The sequence below is a fragment of the Bremerella sp. JC817 genome (assembly GCF_040718835.1).
Taxonomy (GTDB): Bacteria; Planctomycetota; Planctomycetia; order Pirellulales; family Pirellulaceae; genus Bremerella.
On record NZ_JBFEFG010000266.1, the window covers coordinates 88,295 to 103,942 of the forward strand.

Here is a 15,648-nt window from a genome sequence, read left to right on the forward strand (position 1 = left end):
TCTAAGTAGAGGCAGACGAGTCGACGAACGGCAGCAGCTTCTCTTTGAACCACTCCGGAATGTCCATGCTCTTGGGCGGCAGTCCTGGTTGAACCTGGCAGCAGACTGCCGTGATCGAGCCTTCGGCCAGCAGGACCGAGTCGCGGTGGAATCGGGTGCGATAGGTCACGCTACGCGAGCCGAGACGGGTAACGGCCAACGAGGCATCGAGCACTTCTTCAAACTTGGCGGGGCCTTTGTAGTCGCATTGGACCGAAACGCGTGGCCAGCTCATCGAGTACTCGTCCAGCGGATGATGCACACTGAGGCTCAGCGAACGTAGGAATTCGTGCTCGACCTGTTCCATGTAGAAGAGGAACGCCGAGAAGTGCACGATCCCGGCGGCGTCGGTATCTCGAAATTCGACGCGGCGAGTGGTCTGAAACGTTTGCGACATGAAGTACTCCTTGCCCCATTGTTGGCAGTTCGAGGCGTGAATCAATACGAGGCCAATGGGGGAAGCGCATAGAAAAAGCCTGCTTTCGCGAAAAAGCAGGCTTATTTGATTTGTTAGCCGTGGCTGAATTGCCTGGCAAGGGTTCTCGGTATCGAGAACTAGTCCTTGACGTAGGCCAGCAGTGCCATGAAGCGGGCACGCTTGATCGCCTGGGTAACCGCGTGCTGGCTCACTGCGGTGCAGCCGCTCTTACGGCGACCGACGATACGGCCATGACGGTTGGTCAGCTTCTTCAGCAGCTCCACGTCCTTGTAGTCCACAAACATGGGACGTGGACGTTTGCCATCGACGAAAATCGGATCCTTCTTGGATACACGGGCCTTGGTCTTGGCACGCTTGCGGGCTTTAGAGCGGTTGGCTGGTCTCATAATTCTCTTTCGGGCGTACTTTGAGCCGCATGCTGACGCGGCCAAACTCGATATGACTAAGAGGTTTACGGGCCGCTGGTGCCCTTAACCTGGAATTTCTGTCGAGTGGAAACCCAAGATTTTATAGGTGCTCACCCGATATCGCAACCCCCAATGCCAGAATCGAAGCGGCCTTTGGCTGCGATTGGCCGTACTGGGGATCTTGCGAACGAAAAATCCCCCGTGCGACCAGCGATCGACTACGGGGGATTTGCTGAAACATTCGCTATAGTAACAACTTAGGTTACTCAGCAGCTTCGACGGTCACGGCCATGACGACCGGGGCGGTCGAGTCGGTTCCTTTCACCAGATCGATCGATTTAACCGGTTTGGCTTCCTTTGGGCTCACCGCGAGGTAGCGGACCTGGCGACCATTCAGGTCGAAGGCGAACTTCGACTCCGGCACGTCGACCCGGCGGATGTAGTCCGCGATCTCGATGCCATTTCGCAGCGGATGGTCTTCGGTCGTGCCATCTTCGTACGTGATCCGGACGATCATCGAGGTCGAACCCTTTTCGCCGTAAGGCGAGGCCCAGCCGGCGACACCACCCAGGATATGGATCGCTTTGACCGGCATGTTGCAGGGCAGCGAGACTTCCTTCGGCATCTTGGGTGGCAGGTACCCGGACGGACCATTGAGCAGGATCACGTTCGGCTTGCTCGTTCCTTGAGGATCGATCAGCTGGAACGGGACTCCTTCAAAGGTCTTCGGTTCCCAGGTATCGAAGGCCAACGTTTCGATTGGCGAGTCCTTCGAGATGAACATCCCCTCGGTGCTGACCGCCGTGGCGACCTTGTCGAGCGGGATCGGCACGAACTTGCCGCGGTTGGTCAGGAAGGCGAGCAGGTCGACGAACTCTTCCGGCTTGATCTGCTTCTCGAAACCAACCGGCATCAGCGACTGCGGAGTGCCACGAAGTTCTTCGATGTCTTCTCGCAGGATCGATTGCTGCTTGCCTTCGGCATCGACCAGTTCGATTGCGGTCCGGCTTTCCGAAGCAAGCAAACCACTCAGCACGCGGCCGTCGAGAGTGGCGACCATGTAGGTGCGGTAGTTCGATTCGACGCTGCGGTTTGGATCGAGGATTTCCGTCAGCAACTGCGACTTCGGATGAACGGCCATTCCGGTCAGGTCAGGGCCGATCTTCGAGCCTTCGCCACTATGGATATGGCACTTCGAGCATTCACGCTTGAAGACCAGTTTGCCAGCGGCTGGATCGCCTTTCGCTTCGGTGGTGGCCCACAGTTCCTTGATCACCTTCTGGCGGTCAGCACTTGGCAATGCACCCCCGCGAGCGAACAACGCTTCGGCTTTCTTACGCAGTTCTTTGTCAGGATGCTGGGCCAGCGACTGACGCTGGTCGAGTGCCAATTCGTTCAATTGGATCGAACCTTTGTCGAGGGCCGACAGCAGGTCGATGGTCCAAGCTGGCCGTCCCAGCATCACGCCAATGGCATCCTTACGGGCAGACGGGGTCAGCGTCGGAAGGATATCCAGAAGGTACCCACCCAGCGAATCGTTTTCGCTCGACTTCAAAGCGAGCAGGATGGCCTGGGTCACTTCGGCCGACGTTTGAGGGCCGACTGTGTCTAGCAGTTTCGCTTCAACCGGTGGATCCATCTTCACGTTCAGCTCGATGATCTCCTTGGCGAGTTGCTGCGTCTGGCGAGCGTTCAGTTCGCCTGACTCGATGCTCTCGAGCGAGCTATCAACCAGGTCTTGAAGCTGCGAAGTCAGGCGGTCGCTGCCCCAACTGACCGCCATTCGGATCAACTGACCACGGGTCGAGTTTGGCAGCTTCTTAGCGAGGCTGGCCAATGACTCGTCCAGTTGATCCGTGACTTTCGGCTTCGCATCTTTGGGCCAACCCTTGGCCAGGCCGCTGACGATCGCGTCGGCAACTTCTGGCTGGGCTTGATCGACTGCCGGCAGCAACTCGGCGATCGAATCGACCGGGCCTCCGCGGGCATAATGTTCCGTGACAATTGCCACTAAACGCTGCGTTTCCGGAGCGATCTTGTCGACTTTGGCGACTGCCTTTAGGAAGCTGGCTCCCTGGTTGGCCGAGGCCGAGGTCGCGGCGTCTGGGATCCAGCGGTCTTGAGCGTTCACAGGCAGCGAAATCATCGCCAGGATATCGGCGGCTGCGGCATCGCTGGCTGGAAGGTCGGCCAGGGCGAGCAAGGTCATCAGGCGAACCTGAGGATCGACGTCGTTCAGCACGCCACTCTTCAAGATCGCGGCGGTGCTTTCGGCGGCGTTCGGCAGAACCTGAACGGCATTGCGACGAACGCCTGGGGCGGTGTGCTGCAGGGCAGCGTAAACCGCCTTGGTGGCATCGCTGTTCGGATCTTCCAGCGCACCCAGACCATCGAGCGTCCACAGAGCGTGAATCGCACCGACGTTCAAACCGATGTCGTCCATCGTGTCGTCTTGCAGTAAGGCGATCAGACCAGGCACGACATCCAGATTGGCACGTTCCACCAAGATCTGTTGGGCGTGACGACGCCACAACAGGTTATCGCTCTTCAGCGTGGCGACCAGTTCTTCCGGGCTCGCCTTGGTCAGGTCTTTTAGCCAGGGCTGATCGGGACGGGCACCTTCACCGGTGTAAACAATGCGGTAGATGCGACCATGACGCTTGTCACGCAGATCGGTTTCGTATGCGGCGCCTTTCCCCGTTTGGAAGCCATGCGGCGTAGGGTTGTGCTGTATGATGTAGTTGTACCAGTCTAGCACCCAGACGTTGCCATCCGGGCCGACCTCGCTTTGAATCGGAGCGGTCCATTCGTCGTCCGAAGCAACCAGGTTGAATGGGCTGGTCGAATGGAAGTCGCTGCCATCTCGCGAGATAACAAACGCACCGGTCAAGTGACCTGTCGGTCCGTTGACGAACGCGACGCGATTCCAGAAAGGTTCTGGGTAGTTACGAGCCGTATACAGCGAGTGACCGGCACCGGCAGTATAGCCACCGTGATGATCAACCTGACGCACCTTGTCGGTGATTGGATCGAACTTGTGGCTATCGGCCATCGAGTCCAGCACCAGGCGAGCCGTCCAGCCACGAACCTTTTCGTAGTAGCGGTTCGGGATTGGCATGTAGACGCTAGGGCAGTGGTTGGCGGTCGAACCGAAGATGATACCTTCTTCGCTGATGCCGAGGCCCCAGGTGTTGTTGTTGGTCGAGCGGATGAATTCCAGCTTGCTGCCATCGGGCTTGAAGCGGAAGAAGCCGTTGCGGAAGCCAGGCTGTTCGACTCCTTGCACGACAGGGTGCGAGTCGTTGTACCCCTGCATGCCCCAGATCCAGTTGTCGTGACCATACTGGAAGTTGCTCACACCGCCGTGGGTGTCACCCATATTCCATCCGGTGAACATCACCTTCTTTTCATCGGCCACGTCGTCGCCGTTGGTGTCTTTGAGCCACAGCGTTTCGCGGCCGTTCTGCACGATCACGCCGCCGTCGTGGAAGGCGATCGAAGTCGGAATGCTGAGACCCTCGGCGAAGGTCGTGACCTTGTCCGCCTTCAGGTCGCCATCGGTGTCTTCGCAAACGACGATTCGGTCGCGGCCTGGGCCAGAGGTGTGTAGTTCGTTGGGATAGTCGAGCGTCATACACATCCAGAGACGCCCCTTAGCGTCCCAGGTCATAGCGATCGGCTTGCCACCGTCGAAGATTTCTTCCGACGCGAACAACTTCGCTTCGAAGCCTTCTGGAAGCACCAAGTGCTTTTCCGATTCTTCGGGAGTCAGAGGCTTCTGCATCAGGTTCAGCGGTTGGGCTTGCGTGCCCCAGTTGGCACCGGCAGTGTAGTTCGGAATCTTGGCGCCGACGTCAACGTAGTCAAATGGTTTGACGTCGGTGTTGGGCTTCTGGGCTTTCGGCACTTCCATCGGACGATCGAAGGCAGTCACCAGTCCTTCGACTTTCGGAGGGAAGGCAGGCACAACACTCGGATCGCTACCGACAGCCCAGCGAACGCCGCGTTCGACCAGGTTCAGGAAACCAGGGTTGGTCCAAGTACGTTGATCGTGACCCCAAGCGGTATAGAAGACGCGGCCTTTACCTTGCTCGCGAACCCAGGTCCACGGCTCTTGTTCGTGATCGCCCATGCGATAGGTGAGCACGGTGCGGTTCTTTTCGTTGTGCTTGGTATGGACGTAGGTTTCGTCCCAGCTTTCAAACCCTTCAAAACCCTTCATCAGCGGATGCTGGGCTTCGGCGATCTTGGTGCGGAAGGTGCCGGTGCCGTGGCTCTTGAACTGGGCACCCACCAAGGCAATGTACTTCGGCGAGTTCAAGAAGCAGTACGAAGCACAGTGCAGCGGAATCAGGCCGTGACCATCTTCGACATACTGAATCAAGGCAGCCTCGGTTGCTGGATCGATACGCTCGGTGTTGGCGTAGATCATCAACCCGTCAAATTTTGCAAGTGTTTCTGGCGTGATATCTGCCAGGGAATCGGTGTACTTCAGATCGATTCCGCGGGCTTCCATCGCCGGCTGAAGTTCGACAAATCGTTTCGCCGGTTGGTGGTGGCCATTGTCCCCCAGGAACAGGATCTGAAGCCGATCCTCGGGAGCCTGAGTTTCAGCGGCCGAGACAACGCCCAGTCCGACCCAAAGGGCCAAAAAACTGGTAACAAAAGTGAGAAAGCGATTGGCGCACGGCATTTGATTGAGGTGGGCTTGAGGAACTCGTTTTGGTGAAAAGGCTTGAGCCGAAACAGTCGCCTTGGTAGTAGGGGATGAGCCAAGACGAAAACGAAATTTTTCGACTTCTTCAAATATAGTAGGGTTTCGCCAGGAGTCTCCCTAAATAAGTCCCGCGGATTGTAGCTTTTTTGCATCGAATTCCGATTCGCCGGTGACGGGCTACCTATTCAACCCAGGCGCGATCGTTCATACTTGCCGATTCGGTTCGAGATTTTTACTCAAACGGGGGTGACACCTTCGTTTTCCTACAACCTGAACAACGAGAATCATGACTGAACGAACCGCTGATCGACCTGTGATGTCGATCCAGTCAACCGCTCTGCCTTGCTCTGTTTTTTCCACCAGCGAAGCCCTCTCTCGCCACGTCGCTGAAATCGTCGCCGCAATTATTCGCGAACGACAGGCTCAAAAAGCCACTGCCGTGCTCGGGCTTCCAACCGGTTCCACACCCATGGGGGTCTATCGAGAACTGGTTCGCATGCATCAGGAGGAAGGGTTGGACTTGTCCAACGTCATTACCTTCAACCTGGACGAGTATTACGGCTTGAAGCCTGACCAACTGCAAAGTTATCACCGCACGATGCACGAGGTTTTCTTTCAGCACGTAAATATTCCGTCGGAGAATATTCACATCCCTGATGGCACCATCCCCTTAGACGAGGTTGATGCCTATTGCGAAGACTTCGAGAACAAGATTCGCGAAGCAGGTGGCATCGACCTGATGCTGTTGGGGATTGGCTCGAACGGACACATCGGCTTTAACGAGCCGTTCAGTATCCGCAACAGCCGCACGCGACTCTGCACGCTCGACCCGATCACCCGTCGCGGAGCTGCGTCCGACTTCTTCCACGAAGAAAATGTCCCACACCAGGCCATCACCATGGGGATCGGTACGATCCTCGAGGCTCGCAAGATCTTGCTGATGGCGTTGGGCCAGGGCAAAGCATCGATCATTCGTGAAACGATCGAAGGTCCGATCTCGAATCGCGTGCCGGCGACCATCCTGCAGGAACATCGCGACACGGCGTTCTTTGTCGACTCGGCTGCGGCTAGCAAGTTGACGGCGTTCTCGACGCCGTGGACCGAAGGTCCGGTCGAATGGGACCAAACGATGATCAAGCGAGCCGTGCTGTGGCTGTGCGAACAGACCGGCAAGGCCTTGCTGAAGCTCGACGACGACGACTTCCGCAAGTTCAACTTGCACCAGTTGCTGCGTCACCATGGTCCGGCGCCCAGCCTGGCGCACCGCGTGTTCCGCTGGATGATGGATACCATCGAGTACCATCCGGCCGGGAAAGAAAAGAAGAAAGCGATCTGCTTCAGTCCCCACCCGGACGACGACGTGATCAGCATGGGTGGCACGTTGATTCGCCTGGTTGACGATGGTCACGAGGCTCACGTCGCTTACATGACCAGCGGTAATATCGCGGTATTTGACCACGATGCTCAGCGTTTCGCCGATTTCGTCACGCAGTACAACCGCCTGTTCGGAATCGACCAGCAGAAGTCGGCCGAAGTCGAGCAGCAGGTTTCCGAGTCGCTCAAAAAGAAGCCACCTGGCGAGCCAGATATCGACGCTGTGTTGACGATCAAAGGCTTGATTCGCCGCAGCGAAGCGATTGCCGGAGCCTTGAAGGCAGGCTGCCAGGAAGAGCATTTGCACTTCCTTGATCTCCCGTTCTATCAGACCGGTAAGGTAGCCAAGAATCCTCTGGGGCCTGAAGACGTTCGGATCGTGAAAGAGCTGATCATGAAGGTTCAACCCGATCAGGTCTACATCGCGGGCGACCTGTCCGATCCACACGGAACGCACCGCGTTTGTGCGATGGCGATCTTCAACGCATTGCTCGAGATCGAGGCGGAAACTGGGAGGCGGCCCGAAGCTTTGCTGTATCGCGGAGCGTGGCAGGAATACCCACTGCACGAAATCGAGATCTGCGTTCCGCTGTCGCCAACCGACATGCTGAAGAAGCGTCAGGCGATCTTCATGCACGAAAGCCAAAAAGACAGTGCGTTATTCCCTGGGACCGACCCACGAGAGTTCTGGGAACGAGCCGAAGACCGAAATATGGGTACGGCAGATTCGTACAACAAGATTGGCCTGCCCGAGTACTTCGCGATGGAAGCGTTCGTTCGCTGGAATGGACAGCCTTTGTAAGCGAAACTGGCTTCGACCCAGAGAATCAAATAGAGGTGGCCTCGAGCGAAATCGGGGTCACCTTTTTTCTTAGATGCCCAGATCTGGGAAGGTGCGTTCGATTTCTGTCTTCGAGTAATTGAAGCTGTCTTTGGTAAGCGTACCAATGAAGGTGATCGAGCCGATAACGGCCATCAAGATCATCGCCAGCAGGATGGCGTATTCGACCGAAGTCGGGCCATCTTCCGAGCGAAGAAAGCGTACGATTTTGGGGAGCATGGCACCTATCCTGTGAGCGGAAGGATCGACCAGAAAAGGGGGACGTGAGGAATCCATTGCGCAAGGTGCCCCGGATTCACGGGAAGAAGGCAATTGAACCCTACGTCATGTTTGGGGGTGAGGCAAAAAAATCGCCAGACGGTGCGCCTTATAGGAGTTGACATATGTACAGCGGGGGGCTAGGCTCTAATTCCGACATCGCCTTTCCATGCTGGAAGGGGAATTAGCGCGACGGATCAGGATCCCTGAACATGGCAAGTTCGCAGTCGGCAACCGATGCTCTCACCAAGCGACAAAAAGACGTCTTTCTCTTCATTCGCGACAAGATCCAGTCTCGCGGCTACGGACCGACCGTTCGGGAAATCGGCGAACAGTTCGAGATCAGCTCGCCCAACGGCGTGGTCTGTCATCTAAAAGCCCTGGAACGCAAAGGGCTTATCTCGCGTGAAAAGAACATGTCGAGGGCCATCCAACTGCGAGCCGAAGTCGAAGAAGAAGTTGGTTTGCCTTTGGCAGGGCGGATTGCCGCCGGTGTTCTGCATGAAGCAATCAGCCAGACCGATCGGGTCGACTTTGGCACGATGTTTAATCGCCACGACCACTTTGTGTTGGAAGTCTCAGGCGATTCGATGACCGAAGCGCACATCGACGACGGGGACTACGTCGTGGTGAAGCAGCAAGATTCGGCTCGGACCGGCGATATCGTCGTGGCAGAAACCGACGACGGCGAAGCGACGCTCAAGTATTGGTTCCCCGAAAAGAACCGTATCCGCTTGCAGCCGGCGAACAGCACCATGGAACCCATCTACGTGAAGAACGCCAAGGTACGGGGCGTGGTGATCGGGGTCGTGCGTAAGTTCTAAGAGACTTGCACCTGATCGATGGGTGGACCAACGCCAAGAAAATAAAAGAGGCCAGCGTGAATCACGTCTGGCCTCAATGTTTTTACGGACCTACCGAATGGCTTAGGCCGACTTTTCGCTGGCGGTGGCCTGGTTCAGCTTGTTGTAAAGCGTCTTCAGGCTGATGCCGAGTTCTTCGGCCGCTTGTGGCTTGTTGCCTTCGTGTCGATCAAGTGCTTCGTGAATGGCTTGCATTTCCAGTTCACGAAGCGACATCGGCCCCATAACCGCTCGCAGTTGCGGCGGACCGACGGTGGCCTGTTCGTTGAAGCGGCGAGGCAAATGCTGCGGTTGGATCGGCAGCTCTTCGCACAAAATCGTCGCATGTTCGACCACATTCGCCAGCTCGCGAACATTGCCTGGCCACGAGTGCGACTTCAGGGCATGGATGGTCTCGGTCGCAAAGACGGTATGCGTCATCGGGATCGTTGGCCAGAACCGGCGACTGATGTGCTCGGCCAGCAGCGGAATGTCTTCCGTGCGTTCTCGCAGAGGCGGCAACTGAATTTCGAAGGTGTTGATGCGGAACATCAAGTCTTCGCGGAAATCGCCCTCGCGAACCATGTCTTCCAGGTGACGGTGGGTCGCGCTGATGATGCGGACATCGACCTTGATCGAGCTGTTTTCACCCACGCGGCGGATCTCGCCCGTTTCGAGCACACGCAACAGCTTCGCTTGCAGAGACTTGGGCAACTCGCCGATTTCGTCGAGAAACAGCGAGCCGCCATGAGCGACCTCGAACAGGCCGATCCGAGTTTCTTCCGCCCCGGTGAACGCGCCCTTGCGATGGCCGAACAGTTCGCTTTCGATCAGATTCTCAGGCAATGCCCCACAGTTGACCGCCACGAATGGCTGGGAATGCCGCAGGCTTTGATCGTGAATGGCTTTGGCAACCAGTTCTTTACCGGTGCCCGTTTCGCCACGAATCAGCACGGCCGAGTTCGACGGCGCGACCTTGGCGATCATCTTGTTGACGACCTCCATCGCTCCCGAGTCGCCGATCAGCTTCGACTTGCCTTCGATGCGGTCGAGCCGGCTGGTGAGCGCCTTGATCTTGCGATCTTGCTCACGTTTCTTGGCAACCCCTTCCAGCAAGGTCTTCAGTTCCATCAAGCGGCAAGGCTTGGTGAGATAGGCATAGACCTTGAAGCGGACCGCGGCGATCGCGCTCTCGGTCGACGATTTGCCGGTCAGAATGATGGCTTCGGTCTCGGGCGAAAATTCCTTCGCCTTTTCAATCACGTCGATACCGCTTTTGCCAGGCATATCGAGATCGACCAGGATGCAGTCGAAGTCTTCTTTCTCCAACGCAGCGATCGCGGTAATGCCGTCAGGGCAAACCGTGACCGTGTGTCCCAGCCGAGGGAGCTCTAGGCTCATCAGCTTCTGGAGAGACTTCTCATCGTCGGCAAACAGAATCTTCAGCGATTCAGGCTGCTTGGTGTCTTCGCTCATTGCGCTTACTTGCTTCCCTGCATGGCAGCGTAAAACTAAACTCACTTCCGAGGCCTGGCCCTTCGCTCCATGCATCGATATGACCACCGTGATCACTCACGATACGATACGAAATGGAGAGCCCCAGTCCTGTCCCTTGGCCATCCCGGCGGCGGGTAAAAAACGGTTCAAACAAGTGGCGACGGACTTCATCGGTCATGCCGCAGCCATCATCTTTCACCGTGACTTTCACCTGCTCTCGATCTTCGCTGATCTTCACCAGGACGGTTCCGCCTGGGTCGATGCTGTCGAGTGCGTTGGTAATCAGGTTAAGAACCACTTGCTTGATTTCCGGTCCATTGACCGGTGCGAGGGCGACCTGGTCGTCCTCGAAGATCAAATTCTTTTCGCGATACTTGCCCAGGTGCCGGACCATGTCGATCACGCCTTGCACCAAATCGCGAACGTCAGTTTCCGTCTTCTCGACATCTCCCAGACGCGAGAAGTCGAGCAAACGTTCAGTAATCTCCTTGCAGCGAAAGGCCTCTTCCTCAATCATTCCGAGGTAGGTCTGCAATACGGTTACGTCGCAATCCCGGAAATGGGTCGTTTCGTTATCCGAATCGTCGATGCCTTCATTGATGCGCGAGCGTAGCGACTCGGCACAGAAAGCAATCGAAGCGAGCGGGTTGTTGATTTCGTGGGCGACGCCAGCAGCCAGGAAGCCAACGCTGGCAAGCTGTTCGCTCCGCACGACCTGGCGTGTGCGGTCTTGAACCTGATCGTTCAGGTTCGACTCGATCGCCTGGAAACGGTGCGTCATGGCATTCATCGCATCCGCCAGGATCGCCAGCTCAGCGTGGCCGTCGAGTTGGATGCGGTGATCGAAGTCGCCGTTGGCAACCCGTCGCGAGCCATCCATCAGCGTGCGAAGTGGACTGAACAGCCAGCGCCAACTGGCATAGCCGGCGAAGACAATCGCAAAAACCGTTAGGGCCATCACCACGGCTGAAGCGGAAATCCAAAGGCGGTATTGGCCACGGACTTCATCTTTAAGCTGCTGCATGTCTTCGATCAGAAAACTAGGCAGCTTCTTAGCCAGCATGTGCAGGTGATCGACTTCACCGGAGAGTTCTTCGTTCTTGATCTCGTTTAAGAACCAGTCGGCGTTCTGGTAGATGTCGTCCAGCTTATGCAGCGAGCCATGGATCTCGCCGATTGTGTTTCGTTCGTCCGAGTCGTCGCCGATATCGCTGTCACCGGCAAAGCTGCGGTTAAGCTGCTCTTCGTAACGACGAAGGGCCTCTTGCACCGAGAGGAACTTGGTGCGGAAGTCTTCGCGGATGAGGGTCAGATCGAGCTGCGTGTCGTGGAAGCCGAAGCGTTTGGAGTGTTTCGCCTGGTTCAGCGTGTGACGAAGCTCGGTCACCGTTAGCGAGAAGTCGATTGCCAGCGGAAGCTCGGCCGAGCGGGCACTAATGTCGCGCGCCACTTGCCGGTACGACAGACCGCCGGTGATGGTAACCGCGAATAAGGCGAGAACCAGTCCCAGCAGCAAGCCGCTGCCAATCATCAATTTATGCTTGAGTGGACGTCGGTTGAGCACCGCGACCTCCTTGTCGCAGAAGCATCAGAGACCGGCCATCAATCGGTGCCGGTCGATCCTTTACGCATCCCATAGGCATTTGGTGCGCGAGGAAGAGTGTATCAACTGTTTTGCAAAATTTACAAGGCCGATGTGGGACGATTCATCAGATTGACGACCACGGTCGATAAAAAAAGTGCCGCTAGCGGGGCCAGCGGCACTTATGAATCCATCGAGTTCGATGCGTTCGGCTCTTAGATGATATCGAGCGAGCCGGTCGAGTCGCCGAAATCAGGATCTTGAATGCCCATCTTGTCCATCATCGAGACAAACAGGTTTGCCATTGGCGTACGCTGTTTTGCTTCCAGTTGGATGTGGCGATCCGTCTGCAGCGCCCCGCCACCCTTACCAGCCAGGATCAGCGGCAGGTTGTCGTGGTTGTGGCGGTTGCCGTCGCACAGGCCGCTACCGTAAACAATCATCGAGTTGTCCAGGATCGAGGCACCCGAAGGATCTTTCAGGCTCTTCAGCTTCTCGAGGAAGTAGGCCAGGTGGCTGACATAGAACTTGTCGACCTTGGCGATCTTCTCCAGGGTTTCTGGCTTGTTCTGGTGATGCGAGAGGCTGTGATGCCCTTCCGAAACGCCGATTTCCTTGAAGTTGCGATTGCTGCCGTCGTGAGCCAGCATGAACGAAGCGACGCGGGTCGAGTCGGTCTGGAACGACAGGGCCAACAGGTCGAACATCAAACGGATGTGCTGAGCGTAATCCTTCGGGATGCCCGAGGGAGCTTCCATCTCGACCTGCGGAAGGTCGCGGAAATGCTCGGCGTTTTCGATTCGCTTTTCAATTTCGCGAACGCCGGTCAGGTATTCGTCCAGCTTGTGCACGTCATTACGGCCCAGCTTCGACGACATCGACTTCGTTTCGGTCATCACGAAGTCGAGCACCGAGCGGCGTTCCGACATACGGCGATCGAAGTTCTTTTGACGCTCGTCCCCGGTGCCACGACCGAAGAGACGTTCGAACACCAGACGTGGGTTCGACTCGGCGGTCATTGGGGTATTTTCGGTACGCCACGACAGATTGAACTGGTAGGCACATGAATAGCCTGAGTCGCAAGCGCCCGATTTACGAGCTCCGTCGCACGAAAGCTCGAGCGATGGAAGTCGGGTCGTGCTGCCAAGATGCTTGGCCATTTCCTGGTCGATCGAAACGCCCACCTGAATATCGGCCCCGGCGGTCTTCTTCGGGCGAGCCCCGGTCAAGAAGGTCGAGTGGGCGCGGGCATGGTCGCCGGCGCCGTCGCCATTGGCAAAGCCGTGCGTGTGAGCCAGTCCGCTTAAGACCTGGAAGTCGCTTCGCAGGTTTTGAAGTGGCTGCATGGTCTCGTTCAGCTTGTACTGGCTGCCGGTTCCTTCAGGGAACCACTTCGAGACGTTCACGCCATTAGGCACATACAGAAAGGCGGAGCGTAGGGGATCACCAGCGGCGGTGGTTGCCGGCTTGCTGGCGGCCTGAGCGATGTTCGGCATCAAGCTTTCCATCGCAGGCAAAGCCACAGCCAAACCGAGTCCCCTGAGGAAATGGCGGCGAGTGGATTGCATAGTCATGGCATCAATTCCTTTTTGGCGCGTGGGTGCTGGCAGGGTCATTCGGCCGACGACAGCAGGCTGCCGTCACCGCGACGCTTCTGGAAGGGGGCACTATCAACCAAGGTGTGGAGCATCTGACGAAGCTTGCCGTCGTTGGATTGCATCTGATCGACAATCGAATCGACGGTAGGCGTGTCGTAATACTCCAAACCCCGGCCCAAGGCAAAGGTGAGGAGTTTTTCGGTCAAACAGCGGTAAAAATCGATTTTTCGTTCGCTGGCCAAGACCTGGGAAAGCTGCTGAACGTCCGAGAACTTCTCGCCGGTCATCAGCTTGCCACTGGTTTCGATCGGTTGGCCGTCGTCGCTGTCGCGGTATTGGCCGATGTAGCTGTACTTTTCCAAGGCCAGCCCGAGTGGATCCATGCGCGAGTGGCACGAATTGCACAGGGCTTCGCTTCGGTGCAGTTCCATCTGTTCCCGCATCGTCAGCTTCTTTCCCCTTTGGCGAATGGCTTCCAGGGCGGGAACATTCGGCGGAGCAGGGGGTGGTGGCGTCCCCAGGATGTTGTCGAGCACGAACAAGCCACGCTTTACCGGTGAAGTCCGCGTCGGGTTCGAGCTGACCACCAGGAACGTGCCCTGGGTCAGAATCCCGCCACGCTTGCTGTCCTTCGGCAAAGTGACTTTCTTCAGCTTGCCATCTTCCAGGCCTTTGATTTCTTCCAGACCATAGAACTTGGCGAGTGGTTTGTTGAGGAACGTATAGTCGGCGGTCAGCAGTTCGGTCGCGGGACGGTCTTCCTTCAGGATGTACTCAAACAGCATTTCCGTTTCTTTCCGCATCGCCTGGCGAACGGTCCGGCTGAAGACGCGGTTAGCATCGCCCAGGTCCTTCACGCCCAAGGCTCGGCGGGCGTCGATGCTGATCGCTTCGACGTCCTGGGCCTGAAGCCACTGACCGACGAAGCGGGTGGTGAAGCGTTCCGACTTCGGATCGTCGAGCATGCGATCGACCTGGGCATGCAGGTTCTCGCGAAGCTTCCCTTCGGCGGCAAGCTTCGTGAGCTCGTCGTCAGGCAGCGAACACCACAGGAAGTAGGAAAGTCGCGAAGCCAGGCTGTACTGATCGATCGGGACGATCTCGCCTGGGTTGTTTGGTTCTGGTTGGATCTCGGCACGGAAGAGGAACTGAGGCGAAATCAGCATCGCCGCCATCGCCTGAGCAACGCTGTACTCGAACGATTGGCCTTCCAGCGAGCTGATGTGCTGCTGGATCGCGACCAGGCGGTCGAGGGTCCCTTCGTCGATCGGACGACGGAACGCTTTCGAGCCGTAATGCTTCAAGATCTTGCGGGCGTAAGCCTTTTGCTGCTCGGCATCTTCCGGCGGAGGACCGTCCATGAAGATCCGCTTGTACTTCCACTCAGGCTTCTTGTCGACCAGGACCACCGCTTTGACGATTTCCTGGGCGGCGTCGAAGTATTTCTCGGTCATCAGTGGCGAGATCGAAAGGACGTCGCCGATGGTATCGAACCCATAGCCGGTATCGTCTGGCGGGAACGATTCGTTAACATTGAAGCGATAGCCGAACAGGTCTTCGATCGTGTAGCGATACTCGTCGCGGTTCAACCGACGGATCGTCACGCGGCCTGGGTCTGGCTTGGCAGGGTCGAGTTTGAAGACTTGTGACTCAATCCAACGACCGACCATTTCCGATTCCTCTTGAGTCGGCTGCTTTTCGTCGGCTGGCGGCATGGTCTGGGCACGCAGGTTACGCCAAACGGCCAACCAGGTCTTCTGGGCCGATTCGCGTTCTTGCGGAGTCATTGTCTCGAGATGATCGAGCGTGACGCCCCCTTCATCGGATCCATATCCGTGGCAGTCGTAGCAGTAGCTTTCGAGGATCGGTTGGATCTTCGCGAAGTCGGGCACTTGCGATTTCGTCTCGGCAGCGTCGCTGGCGCTGATAGCAATCAGCGAAGCAAACAAAGCGAGGGTAGAGATTCGGTGCATAAGTTTCGTCAGGCAGGAACCAAGTATTGGGGACGGCCCATGGCAGAGAGTGCTAAACTCACGGCATGAGAGAAACTTGGC

10 protein-coding genes are annotated in these 15,648 nt (G+C 57.0%); 2 read left to right on the forward strand and 8 right to left on the reverse strand.

What is annotated here, in order from left to right:
* Nucleotide 1: 1 nt before the first annotated feature.
* From AB1L30_RS07745 to AB1L30_RS07755, 3 genes are all read right to left on the reverse strand, one after another.
* Nucleotides 2-436 carry a thioesterase family protein gene (locus AB1L30_RS07745; protein WP_367012853.1) on the reverse strand — a complete coding sequence of 145 codons (435 nt, stop codon included), beginning with the start codon at nt 434-436 and terminating at the stop codon, nt 2-4.
* A 158-nt stretch (nt 437-594) separates the two neighbouring features.
* The gene (rpsR, locus tag AB1L30_RS07750; RefSeq protein ID WP_105329446.1) at nt 595-864 is read right to left on the reverse strand and encodes a 30S ribosomal protein S18; all 270 of its coding nucleotides are present in this window, start codon (nt 862-864) and stop codon (nt 595-597) included.
* 283 nt (nt 865-1,147) lie between these two features.
* Complete coding sequence (locus AB1L30_RS07755) at nt 1,148-5,536, reverse strand: PVC-type heme-binding CxxCH protein (protein WP_367012854.1); 4,389 nt, start codon at nt 5,534-5,536, stop codon at nt 1,148-1,150.
* A 352-nt stretch (nt 5,537-5,888) separates the two neighbouring features.
* Between AB1L30_RS07755 and nagB the strand changes: the two genes are divergently transcribed.
* Nucleotides 5,889-7,778: a glucosamine-6-phosphate deaminase gene (gene nagB, locus AB1L30_RS07760; RefSeq protein ID WP_367012855.1), complete on the forward strand. Its 1,890-nt coding sequence runs from the start codon at nt 5,889-5,891 to the stop codon at nt 7,776-7,778.
* 69 nt (nt 7,779-7,847) lie between these two features.
* Here nagB and AB1L30_RS07765 read toward each other — a convergent pair whose 3' ends face one another.
* Entirely contained in the window at nt 7,848-8,036 is a 189-nt protein-coding gene (locus AB1L30_RS07765; protein WP_367012856.1) for a Flp family type IVb pilin, read from the reverse strand.
* A gap of 251 nt (nt 8,037-8,287) precedes the next feature.
* On the opposite strand from AB1L30_RS07765, the gene lexA reads away from it, so the two are divergent.
* Nucleotides 8,288-8,899 (forward strand): transcriptional repressor LexA, encoded by a 612-nt coding sequence (lexA, locus tag AB1L30_RS07770; RefSeq protein WP_345087735.1) that lies wholly within the window; start codon nt 8,288-8,290, stop codon nt 8,897-8,899.
* Nucleotides 8,900-9,001: 102 nt separating this feature from the next.
* On the opposite strand, the gene AB1L30_RS07775 is transcribed toward lexA, so the two are convergent.
* The 4 genes from AB1L30_RS07775 to AB1L30_RS07790 all read right to left on the reverse strand — a co-directional run bounded on the left by AB1L30_RS07775 (nt 9,002) and on the right by AB1L30_RS07790 (nt 15,567).
* A complete protein-coding gene (locus tag AB1L30_RS07775; RefSeq protein ID WP_367013040.1) occupies nt 9,002-10,363 on the reverse strand; it encodes a sigma-54 dependent transcriptional regulator in 1,362 nt (453 codons plus the stop codon).
* 4 nt (nt 10,364-10,367) lie between these two features.
* The gene (locus AB1L30_RS07780; protein WP_367012857.1) at nt 10,368-11,978 is read right to left on the reverse strand and encodes a HAMP domain-containing sensor histidine kinase; all 1,611 of its coding nucleotides are present in this window, start codon (nt 11,976-11,978) and stop codon (nt 10,368-10,370) included.
* 233 nt (nt 11,979-12,211) lie between these two features.
* Nucleotides 12,212-13,570 (reverse strand): DUF1552 domain-containing protein, encoded by a 1,359-nt coding sequence (locus AB1L30_RS07785; RefSeq protein ID WP_367012858.1) that lies wholly within the window; start codon nt 13,568-13,570, stop codon nt 12,212-12,214.
* Between the two features lie 38 nt (nt 13,571-13,608).
* A complete protein-coding gene (locus tag AB1L30_RS07790; RefSeq protein WP_367012859.1) occupies nt 13,609-15,567 on the reverse strand; it encodes a DUF1592 domain-containing protein in 1,959 nt (652 codons plus the stop codon).
* Nucleotides 15,568-15,648: the final 81 nt, after the last annotated feature.